The organism is Belliella buryatensis, from assembly GCF_900188245.1.
Lineage (GTDB): Bacteria > Bacteroidota > Bacteroidia > Cytophagales > Cyclobacteriaceae > Belliella > Belliella buryatensis.
This window is the reverse complement of record NZ_FZOK01000002.1, coordinates 89,735-112,107: the sequence shown is the minus strand read 5'-3', so window position 1 is coordinate 112,107 and position 22,373 is coordinate 89,735. Positions and strand designations below refer to the sequence as shown.

Here is a 22,373-nt window from a genome sequence, read left to right as displayed (position 1 = left end):
GAAAAAAACTTTTTATCATGAAAAAATTACTACTATCTACATTAATGGCAGGCGCGCTTACTTTAGGAGTAAACGCCCAAACTGACTACAACAGGTGGTCTCTCGAAGTAAACGGTGGATTTAACAAGCCTATGGCTCCTTTGACTCAAGGGTTCTTGTCTCCAACGTTAAACATTGGACATGCTGACCTAGGGGTTAGATACATGTTCAACGAGAAATTCGGTGCGAAACTAGATTATGGTTTCGGTTCATTCAGTGAGGCTTCAGATACATCTAGCCCATCATTCTCAACCAACTATTGGAGAGCAAACCTTCAAGGTGTTGCAAACCTTGGTAGAATTATGGGTTGGGAATCATTCACAAGAAGAGTAAACTTATTAGGCCACTTTGGTGCTGGTATTGGTCAAGTTAATCCTCAGGAGAATGCAAATGCTGGTTTCAACGACAACGTTTACAATTTCATAGCTGGTTTTACTGGTCAGGTGAAATTATCTGAAAGAGTTGCCTTGAATGCTGACATCACTACAATCTTGAATGGTAGACAAACTACAGCATTCGACGGAGCATCTAATATCACAAGAGCTACAATGGTAAATCCATCAACCAACAATGGTTTCTATGGAATGGGAGCTCAGTGGTGGACAGGTACATTGGGTCTTAGCTTCTATCTTGGAAGCAAAGGGACTCATGCAGATTGGTATATCGCAGCTGATAAGTATGCAACAAAAGAAGAACTTGCTTCTCAGATTGGTGAGATCAAGGATATGTTGAAAGATTCTGATGGTGATGGAGTTCCAGATTACCTAGATAAAGAACCAAATACTCCTGCTGGTGCTAGAGTTGATTCTCATGGTAGAACCTTGGATTCTGATGGTGATGGTATTCCTGATCACTTAGACAAGTGTCCATTCGCTCCAGGGCCTGCATCTAATGATGGTTGTCCAATCGAAGAAGTTAAAGAAGTTGATTACTTCAAGAAAGCAATCAACGAAGGATATGTGAACGTTTACTTTGCTTTTGATAGCGCTAAGCCGCTAGGTTATTCTGCATCATCTGTAAACTATGTAGCTAACTTCTTGAAGAGAAATCCAGGTGTTAGCCTTGAAATCAAAGGATATGCTGATGAATTAGGTCCAGAAGATTACAACATGAAGTTGTCTGAAAGAAGAGCTAAGTCTGTATATGATTTATTGATCGCTGCAGGTATCGATGGTTCTAGACTTTCTTACAAAGGATATGGCGAAGACACTAGTGTAGATAAGAGATCTGCTGATGCTCGTCAACTTGCAAGAAGAACTAGCTTCGAAGTAAAATAAGATTCTAATATTTCAATATAAAACCCGATCTTTATGGTCGGGTTTTTTTATGCCCAAATTTCATAGTTATGTTTATACTCAATCAGCAAAACAGTATAGCCAATACCTTTTTGGCAGAGATTAGGAATATCAAAGTGCAGAATGATAGACTTCGATTTAGAAAGAATCTAGAAAGACTCGGGGAATTATTAGCCTATGAAATCTCTAAATCCCTTAGCTTTAAACAAGAATTAATTACAACCCCTTTGAAAGAAACTAGTTTAAATCTGATTTCTGATCAACCTGTTTTGATCAGTGTACTGAGAGCAGCTATGCCTTTTTATCAAGGGTTTTTAAATATTTATGACCAAGCTGATTCTGGCTTTATCGGAGCTTATAGGACAGAGGAGGTCAAAGACGGAGCGGAAATAGAAATCAGTTTGCTATATCAAGCTGCTCCAAATATTGAGGGAAAAGAAGTAATATTAATTGACCCTATGTTGGCTTCAGGCAAATCATTTTTAAAGAGCATTGAAAATCTCAAAAAAAATGGAACTCCAAAAATGATCCATATTGCTTCAGTAATCGCTGCTCCTGAAGGTGTGGACTTTTTAAAACAAAATATCAATCTTCCTTATAAATTATGGACATGTGCTTTAGATGAGAAGCTTAATCCCAATTCCTACATTGTACCAGGCTTAGGAGATGCTGGAGACTTGGCTTTCGGACAAAAATTGTAAGAGATGGTATATGGATTTCTTATCTTAGGACTAATTATCCTTTTACTAGGAGGTAAATTTTTGGTAGATGGAGCTTCTGCAATAGCTGTAAAGCTAGGGCTTAGTGCAGGCTTGATTGGACTGACTGTCGTAGCCTTTGGTACTTCCGCTCCAGAGTTGCTTGTCAGTGTCAATGCCGCTCTTAAAGGGACAAGTGACATCGCAATTGGGAATGTCGTAGGGTCCAATATCGCTAATATCACCTTAGTCCTAGGAATAAGTGCTATTCTTTATCCTATTGTCCTACACCTTTCTGTTATCAAACTTGACTATTTCTTTGCGCTCACTTCCTCAATTTTATTTTATTTAATTGCTCTCAATCAAGAAATTTCTAGATTAGAAGGGGTTATACTTACAGTTCTATTGATTGCTGTCAACCTCTACATCTACAAAAAACTTAAAGGAACAAATACTATAAATTCATTCGAAGAAACCACTATAGCAGGCAATAGTATAAAAGCTATTTCCTTGATCCTTATTGGAATTTTAGGACTATATTTTGGGTCGGATTTATTTGTAGATTCTGCAGTAGAAATCTCACGACTGTTTGGTGTGAGTGAAAGGGTCATAGGAATCACTGTCATTGCTATTGGAACGAGTTTACCTGAGCTTACAACTTCTATCATTGCAGCAATCAATAAAAAAACTGATATCGCTATCGGTAATATTCTTGGTAGCAATATTATGAATGTATTAGGTATTATTGGTATCACAGCAATAGTGCAACCTATCCCTGTTTCCGAATTATTCTTAAAAAGTGATTTTCTTTGGATGATTGGATTGACGCTTCTACTCTTCCCTATTCTCAAAACGAAGCTTAATATTTCAAGGATAGAAGGTGGAATCTTGTTATTCGCTTATTTAGTTTATATCTATACAATTTTATGATAGAATATTTGATCAAATTTTTAGTTATTTATATTTCTTGTTTATTCAAGTTTGTAGCAGGGCCAATATTAGGTTCTGCAGCAGGCTATAGCTTATGGGAAATTATTGTAGTCACAGTTGGAGGCTTGATGACTACTGTGTTTTCTCTAACATACTTAGGAGAGTGGATCAATAAAAACTGGACAATCAATGTTCAGAAAAAGAAAAAACGATTCTCCAAAAGCTCAAGAAGAATCGTTAAAATTTGGCAAAAATTTGGTCCAATTGGTATTGCAGCCATTACTCCCATGTTTCTCACTCCAGTAGGTGGTACTATTGTTATGACAGCCTTTCGCGTTGAGAAGAAAAAAGTATTTACTTACATGTTTATTAGCGGCCTATTTTGGGCAACTTTACTTGGGGCAAGCATTCGACAAATTCTCAATATCCCTATGATTGGGGATTTACTCAGGTAGATCTTCATCGGGAAGCATTTCTATATCCTGGATCAAAACCCGCTTCGAAATATTTTGACCTGTCAAGGTGGCAGCAAGGCCTCCCATCGCAGTTTCTTTGTATTTGCTCTCCATGCTTGCACCGATTTCACCCATAGCATCTACACATTCATCTACTGGAATTACTGCACTGACATCTGCCAAGGCTATCTGGGCCGAACTATTGGCAATGGCTGCCGCACTGGCATTTCTCACTACACAAGGAACCTCTACCAAGCCTGCTACAGGGTCACAAACCAAGCCAAGCATACATTGAATTGTAATCGCGACAGCATTGAAGATCTGATCTACATTTCCTCCTAAGCAGTAAACCATTGCCCCAGCCGCCATAGCTGCCGCTGAGCCTGTTTCTGCTTGACAACCACCTACTGCTCCTGCTAGCGAGGCTTTCTCCTCGATAATCAAGGCTATTCCAGCTCCAATAAGTAATCCTTCTAATATAGATCTATCTGGCAATTCATGGATTTCTTGCAAAGTGTAAAGAGTACCTGGTAGAATTCCAGAAGCTCCAGCGGTAGGTGCTGCCACTACCCTTCCCATACAAGAATTCACTTCTTTTGCAGCTAAAGCTCTGGCAATTAACTTTTGAAATTCTGGAGACAGCACTGCAACCGGATGCTTGTATACTTTTTTCGCTCCATTATTGATCATACCAGATCTAGAAGTCATTTCCTCCCTCAAGCCCGTCTCCACAGCATCTTTCATTACTTGATATGCTGACAAAAGACCATCCCATATCGCTTGTTCCTCCTTTCCTCTTTGGGCTGTTTCATATTCAATGACAGCCTCGTACAAGTTCATATCATGATCAAGACAATATTGTTTCCACTCTTTGAAACTATTAAAAAGAAAGCTCATATTCATTTGGGTTTATATAGGAACAAAATTCAAAAATGTAAGGCATAAAACAAAAAGGATGTCAATAATAAAAAAATCCCCTCAAATCGAGGGGATTAAAAGTTTATCTAACTTCTTTAATCTTTGCTTTGAAATGAATTGGTTCGTAGGGTCTTGCGCTAATTCCTAATGCTCCTCTAAGAAACAAATCTCTTCTGATAGCAAAAGGAAAGACTTGTGTGGAGCCTCCGAAAGCAAGGTGTGAAGGCACATAAACTTCAATTTCTTGCTCCGCCTTGAGCCCTTTCAAAACCTGATTAAGAAAATCTAAGTTTCCTTGCTCTCCTACTCTGGCTGTAATTGGCGAATTATTATTCGTTTTGGAAATAGCTGTATCCTCACCAAGTTGTTTTAGTTCAAATTCAAATGCCACAATATCACCAGAAGCAGCTGTTTTTTCACCATCTCCCTCACCGATAATTTTGATAAAGATACCGTTGTCTGTGATTTCAAAGTCTTCTAATTCATTATCTGTCAAATAATCTTCAATGACTTCTTGCTCCATGGCTTTGACTTCATCATTATCAAAAACTTGGGCGTATTTCACTTTGATGACAAGATTTGAATTTTCGACAATCAGTTGTTCAAAACTATATTGCTGGTAGGCTAAGTATGAAGGGGAATAAATCATCAAAGTCTCACCTTCTTTTGCAATTCCCGAAGCAAAATTGATGACTCTTGGGACCAATCCACCATCATTGTGCTTATATAACCTTGGCCTCTTATTTTCATCAAAATAGGAATCAATCAGTTGTCCGTCAGTAGTTCTGATCTCATAATAAATCCCGATAACATCATTGTTTACTATCTGATTCCCTATATCGTTGGTTTCTACTTTTTGATAAAAAAAACCTAATGGGTTTTCAATAGCATTGATGCCATTTCTATCTAAATAATCCCTAAGAAGTCGATTATCCCTTTCTACAATCTTCTCGTAATCGGAGTCATTATCAGGCAAACAGGCTACCATTGTCGCCAGCATCAATATCATGGCTGACAGTTTTAGTACTTTCATATAGTATACTTACTTTTTAAATTGAAAATTCATTCTAAGATTAAGCCCTCCGATACCGAATTGTTGGTTGATGAAAGTCTGTCCTCCTAAAGACATTTTATAGAAAGGCTCTAATGACAAAAACGTGCCATTTTTTAGATTGTGTTCATATCCAAAAGACAAATTAAGCAGCTGTCCCACACTGGATCCAGTACCATCCGTTACATCACTAGGCGTAGCTGTCTCAGTAAATCTCTGAATAGTCTGATCTCCAGTCATCAACCCAACAGCACTGAAATTAGCCGTCGTAAAAGTTCCTGTATTTCTTTGATTCAAATACACCATATTGGATACGCCTGTAATCAAATAAATATCTGCTTTATCTCTTTCAATAATTTTGTATTTCAAGTTGATAGGGAGCTCAAGTTGACCAAAGCTAAGCTCATAGGAAGCATTGACAAAATTATTGCTAAAGTTTGCTAATCTACTATCTGCAGCTTGTACAAAATCGCTATTTGCTGCAATAACTTGAGAATTGACAGCTGGATTCATGCTATGTCGAGCATAAGATAGTCCAAGATCGAGCTTCAACCTATTGGAAAAAGAAAGCTCTGACATAAGACCTGCACCAATATTTAAATTTTGGGTGGCATTTGAAATGGATTGAGGTGCCAACAAAAGTCCTAATCTGAAATTTTGTTGACTTTGATTATCAACAATTCTGTCATCGGCATTAGCTGCCTCTTCTAGCCATTTTTGAATAGTTTTTTCAGCTAACTGACTTTCATCTGCCATCAATTTGGAGCTCATTAGGTCTAGCTTTGCGGGGTTTGAGGCATTTAACTTTAAACCTATCAAAGAAATTTGCTTCAATGAATCATCTGGGCTTACAAACTTAAAGTCTGGGACTTTTTCAATTTTTTGATTTGACGCCAATAAGTCATCTTTATTATTTTGTATAAGCGAACCATGAGGTTGTTCTGCTTTACTTGATGCATTTGCTAAATTATTTGAAATAGGATCAATATTTTTATCTGAATCACTCAATCTTTGTTTGTTCACTAACTTGGGACTATCAGCAGGGACTGTCTTATTTATTTCTTTGTCTTGTGGTATATCATCATTTTTCGCATTAATTGTATCAGTCAAATCACCTTGAGTAAGCAATTTATTTTCATTAACTTGATGACCATTTTCTAAAAAATCTCCAGTAGGAAGCAAAGCAAAAACTATGAAAGCCAAAGAAATCGAAGCAGCTATCCCTGAAAGCCACCATTTCCAAACGGACCTACCACTAGAAGCACCTGTCTTGAAATAAGCAGCAGAGAAGCTTTTCCAAGCTTGCGGATCAAAAGGCTCTTGATGGTCTTCAAAAGTACTTTTTATTTTATTTGAAAGTTTTTTATCGAACTGCTCCTTCATTGTTGATTTGGTTTACAGCATTGATTTTTTCTCTTAAGCATTGTTTAGCCCTAGCTAGGTAGCCTCTCGAAGAGCTAGCGGGAATCCCTAGTTGGTCCCCGATTTCATTGTGCGCAAAACCTTCTATTTCGTACATATTGAATACAATTCTGAGCATGTCGGGCAGTTCTCTAAGGAGGGATAGGATATCTTCTTTTGAAAGGTGATCGATCACTTCTGGGTTTAAACTTTCTACTTCTAGTTGATCTATATCCATTATGGCAAAGTGCTTGACATTTTTTCTATAATAATCAATTGAGGTATTGACTAAGATCCTTCTAAACCACCCCTTGAAGGAATTTTCCTCATTATATTGATGGAGTTTGTCAAACATTTTCATAAAGCTATCATTGACGATCTCACAGGATTCATCTCTTGAGTTAGAATACCTGAGCGCAATACTCATAGCATAGCCATAGAATTGCTTGTAAAGCATTTCTATAGCCTTTTCATCGCCATTTTTTGCTTTTTCTATCAGGTGCTGTTCCAAGGAATAGAATTAATTATTTCCTGCTTCAAATACGAGACGCAAGAATCAGCCAAAGTGCTACAAGAGAAAAAAAATACTGAAAAGAAAATCAGAAATTGAAATTAATCGTCTGCTTAATCGTAGGATCCAAGCTTAAGGCAACTGGACACGTTTTTGCAGCATTCTTCAATTTTTGAAGGATTTTCTCATCCTGTACAGGGCTTTCCCACGAAAAATCAACAATAATCTCAGCTATTTTTCTAGGATTAGCACTCATTACTTTAGTGACTTCCCAAGATAATGAATCCAAAGGAGCCGATTCTCTTTCTGCTACGATACCCATGATCGTCACCATACAGCTCCCTAAGGCTGCCGCTACGAGGTCTGTAGGGGAAAATGCCTCTCCTTTGCCATTATTATCTACAGGGGCATCTGTAAGTACTTTGGTAGTAGACTGAAGATGTTCCATTTCAGTTCTGAGATTTCCTAAGTATGAACTTTTTATAGTTGGCATAAACTCTTACTTTTATTATCGGTTAAATAACTTAGAACCAAAATTAGCGTTAAATTCCTGACTAACTATGACAAAGGGATTAAAATATCTATTTACAGGCATCTTGGCAATGATCAGTCTTGTCAGTCTAGCCCAGAGAGAGGGTGCTGGCAATTATGACTACGAAAGAGAGTTATTTTTTGGCATCAATAAAAACACGAATGGTGGATTGATCGGAGGGCTTTCAATCAAAGCAGGTTTTCAAATTGAAGAAGATAAATATCAGTTTTTTGGTTTAGACCTAGCCAATGTCAAAAACCCAAAAGAAGTGCGGTACAATACCGTTTTAGGCAATTCCTATATTTTTGGAAAATCCAATTATCTATATTCCATACGCCCCTATTACGGAAGAGAGATTGTGTTTTTCAAAAAGGCACCACAACAAGGTGTGCAAATATCTGCATTAGCCGCTGTAGGGCCTTCGATAGGCTTGATTGCTCCCTATTATGTAGAATATGCGGTGAGCAGACTTGAGACTGTCAGAGAACAATACAATCCAGAAGTTCATCAGAGTAGATTCAATATACTGGGACCAGGAAGAATTTTTGAAGGGCTGAGTCAATCAGAGCTTGCTATTGGAGCCAATGCAAAGGCTGCTCTTTTCTTTGAGTTCGGTACATTTAAATCTAGCGCCATTGGATTGGAACTAGGTTACCAATTAGAGGGTTTTAACAAAGAAATCGAACTGATGCCGACAACTGAGAATAGACAGATTTTCCAATCTGCCTATTTCACTTTATACTACGGCTACAGGAAGTAAGGAATCTATTGGGTTTCTATTTCATTAACCCTTAATTTTGCTCCATCAATAAGAAAAAGCGATGATCGAATTACCAGTAATTTCCGAAGAGGCAACCAAAAGAAAAAAACCTGACTGGCTCAGGGTGAAATTGCCTGTAGGAAAAGAATACGCCAAAGTCAGAAAGCTTGTAGATCAGCATAAATTACACACCATCTGTGAAAGTGGTAATTGTCCCAATATGGGAGAATGCTGGGGCGCAGGTACTGCCACTTTCATGATCTTGGGAAATGTTTGTACCCGCTCTTGCTCTTTCTGTGCAGTAGCGACAGGTCGTCCACCTGAGTATGATATAGACGAACCTAGGAGAGTAGCAGAAGCGATCAAGCTGATGGGAGTCAAGCATGCTGTGATCACTTCTGTGAATAGAGATGAACTAAAGGATAGAGGTGCGGAAATCTGGTATCAAACAGTGGTGGAGACAAAAAATCTTTCTCCTGAGACTACCATTGAAACTTTAATTCCCGATGTAAAATCCAATTGGGATGCATTGTATAGGATGATCAGTGGAGGACAAGAAGTGGTATCTCATAATATGGAAACCGTAGAAAGCCTCTATAGAAGAGTAAGGCCTCAAGCAAAATATGTAAGATCTTTGGAACAGATCAAACTTACCAAGGAGTATGGCAAAAGAACCAAAACGGGCATCATGCTCGGACTAGGTGAAAAACAAGAAGAAGTATTCAAAGCGATGGATGATTTAGCGGCGCATGGCTGTGACATCCTTACATTGGGCCAATATCTTCAACCTACTAAAATGCATATTGAAGTTGCCGAATTCATTCACCCAGACACTTTCTCTATGTATAGAGAAGAAGGATTAAAGAGAGGCTTGAAGTATGTAGAGTCAGGGCCATTGGTAAGGTCTTCTTACCATGCTGAGAGACATGTAAACGTTTAATAAACACACGATTTCAAAAGAGAGAAAAAAATATAAAGAACAAAGGGCTGTGATTTTCACAGCCCTTTGTTTTTATTCATCTGCATAGTTGAAAGCATCAACTTGCTCAAGGATCCAATCTTTATACTTGTCAAGCTTATATTCTGCCCATCTATCCTTATACTTCGAATCGTCTATCAAGAATTTGAAGGCTGTAGCTGCTTTTGGTTTGCTTAGTGCATTGACCAATTCGTCTTGAAAGGTTTTTTCTTTGACTACGCGATCAACAAAAGTTTCCATCATTTGATGCTCCTGATTTGGTTCTAGCTTGGTGAATTCAGCATAATTGTCAGGATTATCGTCTATTTCATCTAAGACATCTTCCTCTTCTGGAGTAAGGTCATAATTGAAATAATCCTCATCATCGGGCAAATGATGTATTTTTCTATTGTTCAATTGGTAAAAACAGATCATGCCCTTTTGCAGTAAGCCTGCAATTTTTTCAATTTCTTGTCCGGTCAGGGTTAACATTATGGGTTGGATATAAAATTTTTAGAAAATTAAGTAACTGATGCTTAAAATCAAACTATTTAAGATGACCCTTTGATTAATTTCTATTTGATAAGTTTTTCTAAAGTAGGGAAATGCAAATCATGGCCTCCTGAATAGGTAACTTTCTCGACTTCTACGTTGATAACTCGAATCAGTTCTTCTTGTTTTTGAATACTTTCTGGAGTAATAAAGTCATCTTGATTTCCAAGAACAACATGTATTTTAGTTTTTTGAAATTTCTCCTCAAACCCATCCCACTTCAAGTCATGTGCAAATCCTCCACCCCATAAAATCAAAGAATCTAGAGGGTAATCTAACTGGCTTACCCATCTGCTTGCTGTGGCTGCACCTTGGGAGAATCCCAAAACTTTGAGTTTGGGAAGAGAGAAGTAGTTTTTAAGATGGGCATTCAGCAATGCATTCAGATACCTGTGATTATTTTCAATGGCTGTTTCTCTTTCATACTTCGTCATCCAATTGGCACCAACTCTACCTTGGAACCCTTGCAAATAAGAATAATTCGTTCCTTCAGGAGCAATGAATAGGCGATCTTTAGCAAAAAAATCCTTGAATTTTCTAAGAAAAAATTCAGCTAATTGCCCATAACCATGGAAAACTATCCAAATCTCCTGCTCCTTTCCAGTGGGCTCTTGAGAGAGGTGATAAAAGGCTGTAGCTTGATACGAAATCTGCTGCTTCATTAGCTATTCAAGTCATTGAATCTAAAAGGAAGTAATTGATCTATACCAGAAGCTTTCAGAATTTCTTGAGCAGGGTTGAGCATAAGGATTTCTATTGGATGCCCAAACTTCATCTCGTATTCATTGATCGTTTGCCTACATAGACCACAAGGCGTAACTGTGGCTAATTCTGCATCTTGACGCCGCTTAGCTACTATGGCTAATTTGACTGGTCGGACCTGAGGCCTATTGCCCATAGCATAGCTCAATACTGCTCGCTCCGCACAAACCCCCACTGGAAAAGACACATTTTCTTGATTGTTCGCTACAAAAATTTCTCCATTCTCTAAAAGCAGTGCAGCCCCTACTAAGAAGTTGGAATAAGGGGCATGTGCATTTTCCAAAATTTGCTCGGCTCTAGCAATCAAATTTCCATCTTCCTTAGTCCATTCAGGCTTTGGAAAAACCTGTAAAGAAACTTTTATTTCTATTTTTTTTGTCATTTTGATTTTCTAAAAAGGGATTGAATTAACAAAAAAATATGCTCAAATGTTATTTTTTGCGGAAATATTAGCTGGGATTTTTTACAGTCGCCCATTTTTCACATCTTCGATATATACAAGCCAAACACCTTTTTGCTATGCACACTTTATTGATCATAGGTACGGGAAAATCCTCCACATACTTGATTGAATACTTGGTAAATACTGCTTTAAAGAAAAATCGATACATCATCCTAGCCGATATAAATACTGAAATTGCAGCTCAGAAGGCCAAAAACAACCCTCATGTCCAGGCAGTAGCAATAAACTTACATGATGAAGAGAACAGAAAAAAAATAGTCCAAAAGGCAAACGTAGTAATCTCTATGCTGCCAGCATTTCTACACGCAGTAATTGCCAATGATTGTTTGGAGTTGGGAAAACATTTCTTTACTGCCTCCTATGAATCAGATCAATTGAGAAAACTATCAAGCCAAATCAATGACAAAGATTTGTTATTTCTCAATGAGTGCGGATTAGATCCTGGAGTGGACCACATGTCCGCCATGAAAATTATCCATCAGGAACAAGCCAAAGGCAATGAAATACTTGGATTCAAATCATATACTGGAGGAATTTTGGCGCCTGAAAGTGAGGATAACCCCTGGAAGTATAAATTCACCTGGAACCCCAGGAATGTTGTCTTGGCAGGCCAAGGTGTATCACGATTTATTAGAAACGGGAAATATAAGTATGTGCCTTACCATATGCTATTCAAAAGACTGGAGACTATCTCTTTTGAAGATGTAGGGGATTTTGATGGATATCCTAATCGCGATTCGCTCAGCTACAGAAAAATCTATGGACTAGATGACATTCCTACGATGCTGAGAGGGACTTTACGAAGGGTGGGATTCTGCCAAAGTTGGGATGTTTTTGTACAATTGGGAATGACTGATGATAGCTTCGAAATGGATCTGCCAAATGGATTTACAAAGCGGATGTTTGTCAACTCTTTTCTACCCTACCATGATGAAAAATCAATCGAAATCAAAATCATAGAACTTCTCCCTTGGGTCACAGATGAAATAATTTCGAAAATAGCCTGGCTAGGTCTATTGGACGATGAAGAATTACCAATGCTTAAAGGTAGTCCTGCCGCAATTTTGCAAGTGATCTTAGAGGAAAAGTGGAAATTGAAACCGAATGATAGAGACATGATTGTCATGCAGCACTTATTTGAAATTAAAACTGAAAACGGGTATAAAACTATCAAATCAAGCTTAGTCTGTAAAGGTGAAAATCAAAAGTATACTGCTATGGCTAAGACTGTTGGGCTTCCTTTGGCGATAGCAGTCGACTTATTCTTAGAGGGAAAGATCAAATCAAAAGGACTACAAATTCCTATCTATCCAGAAATCTACCAGCCTATCCTCAATGCATTAGAACAAGAAGGAATTATTTTTCAAGAAGAAGAAATTAGAAAATAGTCAAGAAATCCTGCAAAAGGATCCTATAATTGAGAGCGAAACTACCATCAATATTTTTGATATAGAGCTCTCTTTTTTCTATTTCTACTTGATCAAAAGAAAAAGCCTGTACCTCCCTGATAACCTTAGAGGCTGCTTTATCTCTCAACTTCAAATTGAATATAGGGAATAATTTTTTTTGTGAGCAAACATGGCTGAACTCTTCCATTTGTCTCGGTGGCAAAATCACCCAAAAAGAGCCTTTTTGATTTAATAACCTTGCTACTCCTTTAGCTAAATCTTCAAATGAAAGTTTATCATTGTGTAGAGCTTGGTTTCTTTGCAGATCCTGGGACTTTAGATGATCTGGAAAATAAGGTGGGTTGCTCACAATCAAGTCATATTGCGCGGATTTTTCTAGAGCAAAATCCTGAAAGCTTGCATGATAGACTTTGACCCTATCGGAAAAAGGCGAAGTTTTTACATTTTCTAATGATTGAAGGTAGGCTTCTTCATCCAACTCCACTGCTTGAACCGAAGCCTCTGTAAAACGCTGTGCAAGCATTAAACTAATCACTCCTGTTCCAGCACCAATATCTAGTATAGATTTAACTGAAGTCTCTTCTGCTATGGCACCTAAGACCACCGCATCAGTACTGATTTTCATCCCACAGCGATCTTGATACATTTCAAACTGCTTGAATTTAAAAACAGTATTCCCCATTTTTCAACTTAAAAAAGTCCTGAACTTTGTTTCTTCTCTATTTCATACGCCTCATCTATTTGCAGCTTTGACTGCTCTGAAGCTGCTACCGCCAGTTGATCGCATCTTTCATTCAGTGGATTTCCTGCATGCCCTTTGACCCAAATGAATTTAGGTTTGAACTTCATGTGAAGAGGAATATATCTTTTCCAGAGATCCACATTCTTTTTGTCTTTAAATCCTTTTTTCTGCCAAGACCAAACCCAGCCCTTCTCCACAGCATCTACCACATATTTGCTATCAGAATAAATGGAAACAGGTATTCCAGTTACCTTGAGCTCTTCCAATCCTTTGATCACTGCCAAGAGTTCCATTCTGTTATTTGTAGTAAGCCTATATCCTCCAGAAAGTTCTTTTTTGTGTTCTTTATACAAAAGAACAGTCCCAAATCCCCCTGGCCCAGGATTTCCTTTTGCAGCTCCATCAGTGTAGATAGTAATCATGGTACAAAGAAAGGGAGTTCGAGACAATTAACAGCCCTTTAAATAAAAAATCCGAAAGCTAAACCTTCGGATTTATGACTCAAATTAAAAATCAGCATCATCAAAATCATCTCTACCTCCTCCATTTCTACCATTCTTCTTCTCTTTGAATCCCCCAAATCTATAAGTGAAAGCCAAAGTCCCAATTCTTGTTTCCCTGTTGAACCAACGCTCTTGGGTAAATCTCTGGTCTGCCGTCTGAATCCTGAATATTCTAGTATTGAAGATATCGCTAACATTGAGACTTATAGTTGCCTTTTTGTCTAGGACATCTTTTCTAATCCCCAAATTTACACCCCATAGCGGCTCTATCTCTCCCTGTGGCAAAACAATTGGTCCTCTATAATCACCTTGGATTTGAATGGTCGCAAATTTAGGTATAGCCATATTCAATAAGGTATTTACCGTCCAAGAGAAGTTAGAATTATTAAATCCAGCCTCTATATTATCTCCTCTAATCTCTGAGTAGAAAAAATTACCTGAAATAGTAGCATCAAACCACTGTGTAAATTGGAACTGATTGATTACTTCAAACCCAGTGCTTGCTCTGCTGCTAGCATTTTCTCGCAATTGAATTGCTACATTATCATCATTTAATCGCACCACTCTTGTCTGTACATCAGTAGAATACCTGTGATAGACAGTCGCATTCATCAAGTACTTCTCCCATCCTTTCATATAGCCTAATTCATAAGAATCTGTGAATTCAGGTTGAAGTTCAGGATTACCAATACTCAAATTATATAAATCACTCACACCGTAGATTGGTGCCAAAGACCATATCCCAGGTCTATTGATCCTTCTGCTATAATTGGCTGTAAACTCTTCTTCCTGACCAAGTTCATAGCTCAAATAAGCGCTTGGGAAAAGATTGAAGTAATTATTCACAAATGGATCTGCTGTACTGGCCAGTCTCGAAATCGTCTCTGTGTACTCCGCTCTGAGTCCTCCTTGATAGCCTAACTTCCCAAGTTTGTTCCTATAGCTAAAGTAACTAGCGTACACATCTTCTTTGAAATTAAATGAATCACTGAAAAAATCATTCAATTGAGGTATAAATCCATTGTCTTCATTTCCTTCTGAAAAAAACTGAGATCTATCCCATTCTCCAAAAGTTCCTTTTAGACCAGCTTCCATCTTTCCACCATTCAGAAAAGGTTTTTCATAATCAACCTGCAAAACATAAAGGTTGCTCGTTTGTGGTCTTTCATTCAGCTGAAGAATTCTATTGCTTGGCACTTCTTGATTTTGTTGATTAAAAAACAATTGATTGAATATTTCATCTTGAAGGCGCTCGTCTCTCGAAAAGGAAGCAGAGGTGAAAAACCGTTGTCCTAAAGTATCTATATCCACCGCATAACTTATCCCCGTCTCAAAGTTGGTACTCGAACGATCCTGTTCGATATTTCTTACAAATAAGCTATCCAAATCTTGTGTCAAGGTAAGGTTCCTTTGATTGAGTGTCTCCATACCTGTCCGATCTCTAAAGTTACCCTGAGCATATATTCCCAAGACTTTTGTTCCTGACAAGTTCCAATCCACCCCGCCTCTGATCAAATGATTGATATCTCTATTCAATTGGTAAGAATCCTGATCGAGAATTGGAGATACTCCTGTCAGATTGCTCTGTCTAAAACCTTCACTTTCTCTAAAAAGTCTTCTATCTTGCCAATTATACGACAAGTAATAGTTTGCTTTTTTTGTACCATAATTCATATTAATACCCGCATTATACTTATCTCTCGTCCCTACAGAGGCGTTCACTTGTCCATTTAGACCTGTTCTTTCATTTTTCTTTAGGACAATATTGATAATACCGCCTACCCCAGCAGCATCATATCTGGAAGAAGGATTAGTAATCAGTTCAACGGATTTGATACTATTAGCAGGAAACTGAGAAAGCACACTTTCTGCATCATCACCTGATAGGTTAGATGGGCGTCCATTGATGTAGATCAGAATATTTCCACTTCCTCGCATCGAAATTCCTCCTTCATCATCAACTTGAATAGAAGGCAATGTTCCAAGTAATTCAGAAGCAGTAGCACCTTCTGCTACAATGCTATTTTCAACATTGTATCTTCTCTTATCAATATCACTTTCAAACATTGAAGTAACTCCTTCTACAACTACCTCTTCAAGATTCTGAGCATCTTTTCTTAGCCTTACATTTCCGACATTGAGAACATCTTTACCACCTATGGTAATTGCTCTAAATCTGCTTTCATAACCTATAAACCCAACTCTAAGTAGGTACTCACCAGACTGAGCAACAAAGGAAAAAGTACCATCAAGCTCACTCATTCCTCCTGTGACCAATGCAGAATCGGTAGGTGACAATAAAGCTATATTGGCAAACTCTAAAGGATCAGAACTCTCGGCCTCTATCACCTTTCCCTTTATTTCAAATTCTTGTGCTTGAAGCTGGATTGAACCCAAAAAAGTCAATGGCACTAATAAATATTGTAAAATAAGTCTCATGATTTGGTATTTTTTATAGTTGGCTTAAAATTTTCTTATATCAATATTTTATTTTGTTTTTCATGATTTTATTAATCTAATAATTAATACAAATAAAATTTTAATCAAAATAAAATTATTTATTTTGATTATGTAAACAGTACAATTACCATTCCTATATTTTTTATACTACTTTATAAAGAAATAAGTAAAATGATCCTAATATAGAAAACGATCTGAAACTGACATTGTTCTCAAAATCAATGTATATACATATATGGTCAAATACGATGCTGTTCTGAAGTATTCTTATATAAAGGGACAATAGAAATCGTAAAAAATCTCTAACAATCTCAATAATCTAGCAAGTCATAAAAAAGCAAAAAAATAGCGGAATTCATTCCGCTATCTTATCTAAGGTATGTTTAATCAATTGATCAACAATCACATATGAATCTTTTGCAAATTCATGGGTGATCCTATTGGCTACGATCGCATTGAGGCTCAGCACCTCGTGACCGAGTAGTCTACCCATTGCATAGTATCCTGCGGTTTCCATTTCAAAATTAGTCATTTTGAAATCCCCCACAGAGATTGAAGACAGTCTTTCTATGATATCTGGAATAGCAGGCTTCAACCTCACCTCTCTGCCTTGGGGTGCAAAAAAGCCTGGACAAGTTGCGGTATTTCCAATTAAAAGTCCATTACCAAGTCTTTCTAGTAATACTTTTGACCCTTCTATACAATACGGAAGAAAGGATACCCCTAGTTTTTTTTGAATAGCTTTAGCCACATCGGTTTCAAGATCTGAGTATTCAGTAGTGTAATAGGCCATCAAAGTATCTAAACCCACACCATACTTAGATGCTAACATAGACCCTGCAGGAATGTCCGCTTGCATACTCCCTGAAGTACCTACTCTGATGATATTCAAGCTGGTATGGTTTTCTTTAGGCATTCTTGTGTGCAGATCGATATTAACCAAAGCATCTAGCTCAGTCATAAAAATTTCTATATTATCAGTTCCCATACCAGTACTAATGGCGGTGATTCTTTTACCCTTGTAGGTACCAGTATGGGTCACGAATTCTCTTTTTGACATCTTGAACTCAATGGTATCAAAATATTGAGAGACTTTCTCCACCCGATCTGGGTCGCCGACAGCAATAATAGTTGAAGCCAGATGTTCTGGCTTCAAGTTGAGATGATATATACTTCCATCTGAATTGATGATCAATTCAGACTCAGGAATTCGCTTGCTCATGGACAGCTTGTTTAATTTTCTCCTTGTTTGGCTTGCGCTGCAATCCCTTATAAGGATTGTAGCCATTGCTTTGCTTTTGATAATACCCAGTCCCATCATAGATTCGCTTATCTGGATGTTCTTTGCATTCATCAGAGCATGCGCCTTCTAATTCCCATCCGCATTTTTCACAAATCGCCAAATGCTCATTGCAAGTAGGATTAGCGCAATTGACCATTCGATCTGAGGCAGTGCCACATACATGGCACTTTGAAATCACTTTGGGATTTACCTTATTGACATCTACCGCTATTCTATTGTCAAAGACATAGCATTTCCCCTCAAAATCTTCCCCTCCAGCTTCTAAACCATACTTAATGATACCTCCATGAAGCTGATAGACGTCCTCAAAACCCTGCTCAAGCAAGAAGGCAGAGGCCTTCTCACACTTGATTCCTCCTGTGCAATAAGTCAGTACTTTCTTGTTTTTCAAGTGTTCCAACTCTTTGACCTTTTCAGGAAAATCTCTGAAGTTATCAATATCTAAAGTGATGGCATTTTTGAAATGACCTAACTCGTGCTCGTAATTGGACCTTACATCCAAGATTACTACATCTTCTTGGTCTTTTAATTTTTTGAACTCTTCTGGCTCAAGATGTTTACCCGTTTTTATATTTGGGTTGATATGCCTCAGACTACTGTGAACAATCTCAGGTTTTACTCGCACGTGAATCTTAGCAAAAGCATGTTTATCATGCCCTTCTACTTTGAATTCAGTTTTGGCAAATCTAGGATCGCTGTGGATGTAGGCCATGTACTTCTCGCAGTCTTCTTTCAACCCTGAGACTGTGCCATTGAGCCCTTCCGATGAAATGATGATTCTACCTCTGATGTTGTTCTCTATACAAAAGAGGTGATGCTCTTCTCTGTATGCCTCGGTATCCTCGATATCCGCATAGCAATAGTAAAGCAGGATGCTGTGTGTGTGTGTTTCCATAACTGAAGCCTTGTTTCCGACAAGGTGTTTTGGTTTTTTACTTAAATATGACAACTATTAATAAAGCTCTAATAGCTTTAACTTTTTTATTTTTTAATTGGGGCAGCTGGATTTCCAAAGACTGTGTCATTGGCTTTGACATCTGATATCACTACCGAACCTGCACCCACTCTGGCATTTTTCCCAATTGTAATACCCGATACTAGCACAACTCCTGATCCTATAAATGCTCCCTCCTCTATGTTCACATTCGAGTTGACGATAGAGCCAGCTCCAATTTGAACAAAGTCACCTACTTTAGATCCGTGATCTACAATTGAGCCGGAGTTGAAAATACAATGGCTTCCAACCGTAGCCGCAGCACCTATAGTCACATTGGCATTGACAAAATTACCATGACCGATGATAGCATCAGTAGAGATGTATGCAGTTTGATGGATTGCATTGATTGGCTGCACTTTTCTTCTTTCATTGAGCATCTTGACCAAAAACTGACGATATTTATTATCATCTACTGCAATAAAGGCCTCACACTTTTTGCCAATCAGCTTCAAAAAGCCATCATCTTCGGGATTGCCAAGAACAGTCACCACATTGATCTCTTGGCCATGAAGCTTTTCGTCTTCATCCAAAAATCCATACACAACCACATTATTGCTATTGAATATCTCTAATGCAGGATGTGCGATTCCTTTTGCACCTAAAATAATTACAGGTTTCTCCATGATTCTCTTTCTATTCGAATGGCAAAAGTACTGCTAATTGGTCTTTTATACAAAAATCATTTCAAAGCTGGCTTAAGGAGGTTTTGTCCTACTTTGCATTCGAGGCATCTTTTCTGATGACAATAATTATGATACAAGCCCAGCATACCTTGTGTATCAAAAGCATTTTGAGGCATCCATTTTGAGTTTCTAAATTTTCTAATGATGTAATTTTCTTCTGAGTTCATTGCTTGCAAAAGGTCAAAACAGCGCTCTTGCCAAGAGCTATCTTGCATATACTTGCCATATGCAAACCAAATCGGTACTACGAAATTGATCAATAAAAGATTGAAGGTCAGCGAACTTAAAGAGGAGGGCATGGGCCTAGTTGCTACTTTATCTACTTGGTAGTGATGCCTCCAATATTCTGGAACTTGAATTGAAAATAGCCTTTTCAGCTCTTTGAAATCTGCTGAATCATGTAGCAAACTTCCGAGTAGATTGGGGTTTTTGCTGATGACCTCGGCCAATTGAACCAAGCGAACAGTAGGAAAATTCGCAGGTCTGACACCCATGAATTTCCATTCAGCCACATGCATAGGTAACGGCCAAGTATACTTTTGCTGATAAAAATCATGCTCTCGTTTCAAAATTTTCCCATACTCATCTTTTGGCTTTTCTGGAATCAATCCAGCTTGCCCTAGTAAGATTGCTTGTATCACGAGAGAGTTTCCACTTTGTTTTTTGAGTGTCTTGAAGTCAAGTAACTTCCCAAGTCTCTCCATAGCCTCCGCATTGGTCTTAAACCCAAAACCTATCAATAGCCACCTAAAACAAGTTTCCTCCCAATCTGTATTGGTATCTTCTAAGATTTTCAAAACCCTAGAAGACTTAATTTCTAGACGCTCAACCAATGCTTTTTCCAAAGCAGAAAATCGAATAATATCAGGGACGTTTTGCAATCCATTGACACAAAGCAAATCTCCATTTCCAGCAATTAACCTTTCATAATTCCTGACTACATCAAGGATAATTCTACCTTTGAGGACTAGTGTGGGTATTGGTGTACCATCTTTTCTCAAAATAGCTTTATCATCCTCATACACCACGTGAAGAATAACACTATTGTATCGCGGGTCAGCATCATGGTCATGATTTTTCCAATCAGAGGACTTTTTGTGTACCTCCACATGACCAAAATACGCCACATCTCCCAGCTGAACATGCGCCTCTAGAAAATCAGGGCCTTCATGAAAATTATGAAACCCAATCTTTCTAATCATCAGTGGCTCTCCATTTGTGGTATGCAGTCCATTTTTGTCAAAATATTGATACTTCCAGACAGACTGTAGAAAATCCTCTTTGAAATCCATAGTGAAAAATATTTATGTAAAACAATCATTATCAATAGATAACCTTGTTAAATTTAAGTTAAAAAAATTAAAGAAGGAAATCTTAGTGACAGTAACGTGTCAGCAAATCCTTCATTTCTTCTTGTAGTTTTTGTGCCTCTTGGCGAGCTGCACTTGCGAAATCTTGGCCTTTACTAGCATAAATGATCCCTCGTGAGGAATTCACCAGCAAACCACAACTTGCATTCATCCCATATTTGGCTACTTCTTCTAAGCTTCCTCCTTGCGCTCCCACACCTGGGACTAAGAAAAAATGATCAGGAACTATCGCTCTGACTTCTCCGATTTTTTCCCCTCGAGTCGCTCCTACTACGTACATCATGTTATCGGTATTACCCCAGTCTAGACTTTTCTCCAATACTTCCTGGAATAAAGGCTTCCCATATTTGGATTCGATCAATTGAAAATCAGCACTCCCCTCATTGGAAGTCAAGGCTAATAGTATCACCCACTTATCTTCAAAAGCTAGAAATGGCTTGACACTATCAACGCCCATATACGGCGCAACTGTAATAGAATCGAAGTCCATTTGCTCAAAAAACGCCTTAGCATAAAGGCCTGATGTATTTCCTATATCCCCCCTTTTGGCATCTGCGATAGTAAATATCTCTTGAGGAATGTAGTCCAAGGTCTTCTTCAAGCTTTCCCAACCCTTGGCTCCAAGTGCTTCATAGAAGGCAATATTAGGCTTATAGGCAACAGCAAGGTCTGCTGTAGCATCAATGATTTGCTTATTGAATTCAAAAATTGGATCATCTAAAACTAATAGGTGACTTGGGATTTTACTGAGATCAGTGTCTAATCCAACACATAAAAATGATTGTTTCTTTTGAATCTGCTCAAATAGGGCTGCTTTGTTCATGCTTTTGCTCGGTTTGGGCAAAAGTAGGGATTTTTTGAGTTTAAAAATAAAAAAGCGTTGAGGAGATTCCTCAACGCAAGTCTATAATTTCAACTTTCCCGTATTTCTGTGGATTGAATACAAAGTAGTCGTCGGCTAACTTAATACTGGTATCTACAGACTTGAAGCTATATTTTAATACTCCTCCTTGGTCATCTGTGATTTCCCATCCCAATAAGTCTTTCTTGTTTTTATCTACTTTTAGAATGACTTTTTTGAATGGTTCACCAGAGCGCTCTGCCGTCAATTCGATCTCTTGAATCAAGTTCCCGTTGACTGTCTTTTCACCTAACAACTTGTAATTATAACCCTTTTTGTAAATGGTGTAGACAGAAGAAGGTTTCAATTCATCCTCCATATCAGAAGCATTGTTTATCGTGACTTCTTTGTATGTTCCTGAATTGATAAAAGTCCAGACTGTCCTACCATTATTGAAAATTTCTTGACCTTGCTCTGGAAGGACTAAATGATACTTGTCCCCTTTGATAGCAATCTCACCTATCTGTACTTGGGGCGCAGATTCTCCAGCTATGCTGTAAGCATACTCAAAAGTAGCCTTCATACCAGAAAGTGATTGATATTTTTGACTAACTGCATCCAATACCTCTTTGGCTTTAGGATCTTTTTGAGCAAAAACCCCTGCTGCTATCCCCGCAGTTAATAAAACTATAAAAGCAAATTTTTTATACATGATCATTTCTAATCTATTATTATACCCC

At 38.0% G+C, this 22,373-nt stretch carries 24 protein-coding genes; 7 read left to right on the top strand and 17 right to left on the bottom strand.

What is annotated here, in order from left to right; translation table 11 throughout:
* Positions 1 to 17: 17 nt before the first annotated feature.
* The 4 genes from CHB66_RS02475 (at position 18) to CHB66_RS02460 (ending at position 3,417) form a co-directional block, all read left to right on the top strand.
* Positions 18 to 1,316 carry an OmpA family protein gene (locus CHB66_RS02475; protein WP_089238059.1) on the top strand — a complete coding sequence of 433 codons (1,299 nt, stop codon included), beginning with the start codon at positions 18 to 20 and terminating at the stop codon, positions 1,314 to 1,316.
* Between the two features lie 68 nt (positions 1,317 to 1,384).
* A complete protein-coding gene (gene upp, locus CHB66_RS02470; protein ID WP_089237650.1) occupies positions 1,385 to 2,035 on the top strand; it encodes a uracil phosphoribosyltransferase in 651 nt (216 codons plus the stop codon).
* Between the two features lie 3 nt (positions 2,036 to 2,038).
* The gene (locus tag CHB66_RS02465) at positions 2,039 to 2,962 is read left to right on the top strand and encodes a calcium/sodium antiporter (RefSeq protein WP_089237648.1); all 924 of its coding nucleotides are present in this window, start codon (positions 2,039 to 2,041) and stop codon (positions 2,960 to 2,962) included.
* Complete coding sequence (locus CHB66_RS02460; protein ID WP_170932414.1) at positions 2,959 to 3,417, top strand: hypothetical protein; 459 nt, start codon at positions 2,959 to 2,961, stop codon at positions 3,415 to 3,417. The genes CHB66_RS02465 and CHB66_RS02460 overlap by 4 nt, the downstream gene beginning before the upstream one ends.
* Here the strand turns inward: CHB66_RS02460 and sdaAA are convergent.
* The 5 genes from sdaAA to CHB66_RS02435 form a co-directional block, all read right to left on the bottom strand.
* A complete protein-coding gene (sdaAA, locus tag CHB66_RS02455; RefSeq protein ID WP_089237646.1) occupies positions 3,406 to 4,314 on the bottom strand; it encodes an L-serine ammonia-lyase, iron-sulfur-dependent, subunit alpha in 909 nt (302 codons plus the stop codon). The genes CHB66_RS02460 and sdaAA overlap by 12 nt on opposite strands.
* Positions 4,315 to 4,417: 103 nt before the next feature.
* Positions 4,418 to 5,368 (bottom strand): FKBP-type peptidyl-prolyl cis-trans isomerase, encoded by a 951-nt coding sequence (locus tag CHB66_RS02450; RefSeq protein ID WP_089237644.1) that lies wholly within the window; start codon positions 5,366 to 5,368, stop codon positions 4,418 to 4,420.
* A gap of 9 nt (positions 5,369 to 5,377) precedes the next feature.
* Positions 5,378 to 6,769: an outer membrane beta-barrel protein gene (locus tag CHB66_RS02445; protein WP_089237642.1), complete on the bottom strand. Its 1,392-nt coding sequence runs from the start codon at positions 6,767 to 6,769 to the stop codon at positions 5,378 to 5,380.
* Positions 6,750 to 7,298, bottom strand: coding sequence for an RNA polymerase sigma factor (locus tag CHB66_RS02440; RefSeq protein WP_089237640.1), 549 nt, complete (start codon positions 7,296 to 7,298; stop codon positions 6,750 to 6,752). The genes CHB66_RS02445 and CHB66_RS02440 overlap by 20 nt, the downstream gene beginning before the upstream one ends.
* 88 nt (positions 7,299 to 7,386) lie before the next feature.
* A complete protein-coding gene (locus CHB66_RS02435; protein WP_089237638.1) occupies positions 7,387 to 7,791 on the bottom strand; it encodes an OsmC family protein in 405 nt (134 codons plus the stop codon).
* A 67-nt stretch (positions 7,792 to 7,858) separates the two neighbouring features.
* On the opposite strand from CHB66_RS02435, the gene CHB66_RS02430 reads away from it, so the two are divergent.
* Positions 7,859 to 8,590 carry a hypothetical protein gene (locus CHB66_RS02430; protein WP_170932413.1) on the top strand — a complete coding sequence of 244 codons (732 nt, stop codon included), beginning with the start codon at positions 7,859 to 7,861 and terminating at the stop codon, positions 8,588 to 8,590.
* Between the two features lie 61 nt (positions 8,591 to 8,651).
* Positions 8,652 to 9,530: a lipoyl synthase gene (gene lipA / locus CHB66_RS02425; protein WP_089237636.1), complete on the top strand. Its 879-nt coding sequence runs from the start codon at positions 8,652 to 8,654 to the stop codon at positions 9,528 to 9,530.
* A 72-nt stretch (positions 9,531 to 9,602) separates the two neighbouring features.
* Here lipA and CHB66_RS02420 read toward each other — a convergent pair whose 3' ends face one another.
* From CHB66_RS02420 to CHB66_RS02410, 3 genes are all read right to left on the bottom strand, one after another.
* Positions 9,603 to 10,040, bottom strand: a complete 438-nt coding sequence (locus tag CHB66_RS02420; RefSeq protein WP_089237634.1) for a UPF0158 family protein — start codon at positions 10,038 to 10,040, stop codon at positions 9,603 to 9,605.
* An 83-nt stretch (positions 10,041 to 10,123) separates the two neighbouring features.
* Positions 10,124 to 10,762, bottom strand: coding sequence for an alpha/beta hydrolase (locus tag CHB66_RS02415; RefSeq protein ID WP_089237632.1), 639 nt, complete (start codon positions 10,760 to 10,762; stop codon positions 10,124 to 10,126).
* Positions 10,762 to 11,244: a cytidine deaminase gene (locus CHB66_RS02410; RefSeq protein ID WP_089237630.1), complete on the bottom strand. Its 483-nt coding sequence runs from the start codon at positions 11,242 to 11,244 to the stop codon at positions 10,762 to 10,764. Before CHB66_RS02410 ends, CHB66_RS02415 begins: the two co-directional genes overlap by 1 nt.
* A 137-nt stretch (positions 11,245 to 11,381) precedes the next feature.
* Here CHB66_RS02410 and CHB66_RS02405 point away from each other — a divergent pair, with 137 nt between their 5' ends.
* The gene (locus tag CHB66_RS02405; RefSeq protein WP_089237628.1) at positions 11,382 to 12,713 is read left to right on the top strand and encodes a saccharopine dehydrogenase family protein; all 1,332 of its coding nucleotides are present in this window, start codon (positions 11,382 to 11,384) and stop codon (positions 12,711 to 12,713) included.
* Here CHB66_RS02405 and CHB66_RS02400 read toward each other — a convergent pair.
* The 9 genes from CHB66_RS02400 to CHB66_RS02360 form a co-directional block, all read right to left on the bottom strand.
* Positions 12,703 to 13,416: a tRNA1(Val) (adenine(37)-N6)-methyltransferase gene (locus CHB66_RS02400; RefSeq protein WP_089237626.1), complete on the bottom strand. Its 714-nt coding sequence runs from the start codon at positions 13,414 to 13,416 to the stop codon at positions 12,703 to 12,705. The genes CHB66_RS02405 and CHB66_RS02400 overlap by 11 nt on opposite strands.
* Before the next feature lie 8 nt (positions 13,417 to 13,424).
* Entirely contained in the window at positions 13,425 to 13,898 is a 474-nt protein-coding gene (gene rnhA, locus CHB66_RS02395) for a ribonuclease HI (protein ID WP_089237624.1), read from the bottom strand.
* 84 nt (positions 13,899 to 13,982) lie between these two features.
* Positions 13,983 to 16,418, bottom strand: a complete 2,436-nt coding sequence (locus CHB66_RS02390) for an outer membrane beta-barrel family protein (protein WP_089237622.1) — start codon at positions 16,416 to 16,418, stop codon at positions 13,983 to 13,985.
* A 376-nt stretch (positions 16,419 to 16,794) separates the two neighbouring features.
* A complete protein-coding gene (locus CHB66_RS02385; RefSeq protein WP_089237620.1) occupies positions 16,795 to 17,661 on the bottom strand; it encodes a nucleoside phosphorylase in 867 nt (288 codons plus the stop codon).
* Positions 17,642 to 18,637: an oxygen-dependent tRNA uridine(34) hydroxylase TrhO gene (gene trhO, locus CHB66_RS02380; protein WP_089237618.1), complete on the bottom strand. Its 996-nt coding sequence runs from the start codon at positions 18,635 to 18,637 to the stop codon at positions 17,642 to 17,644. The genes CHB66_RS02385 and trhO overlap by 20 nt, the downstream gene beginning before the upstream one ends.
* A gap of 86 nt (positions 18,638 to 18,723) precedes the next feature.
* Positions 18,724 to 19,362 carry an acetyltransferase gene (locus tag CHB66_RS02375; RefSeq protein ID WP_089237616.1) on the bottom strand — a complete coding sequence of 213 codons (639 nt, stop codon included), beginning with the start codon at positions 19,360 to 19,362 and terminating at the stop codon, positions 18,724 to 18,726.
* Positions 19,363 to 19,418: 56 nt separating this feature from the next.
* A complete protein-coding gene (locus tag CHB66_RS02370) occupies positions 19,419 to 20,714 on the bottom strand; it encodes a DUF2851 family protein (RefSeq protein WP_089237614.1) in 1,296 nt (431 codons plus the stop codon).
* A gap of 82 nt (positions 20,715 to 20,796) precedes the next feature.
* On the bottom strand, positions 20,797 to 21,615 hold the full coding sequence (pyrF, locus tag CHB66_RS02365; RefSeq protein WP_089237611.1) for an orotidine-5'-phosphate decarboxylase: 819 nt from the start codon (positions 21,613 to 21,615) through the stop codon (positions 20,797 to 20,799).
* A 70-nt stretch (positions 21,616 to 21,685) separates the two neighbouring features.
* Complete coding sequence (locus CHB66_RS02360; RefSeq protein WP_089238053.1) at positions 21,686 to 22,345, bottom strand: LolA family protein; 660 nt, start codon at positions 22,343 to 22,345, stop codon at positions 21,686 to 21,688.
* Positions 22,346 to 22,373 lie beyond the last annotated feature (28 nt).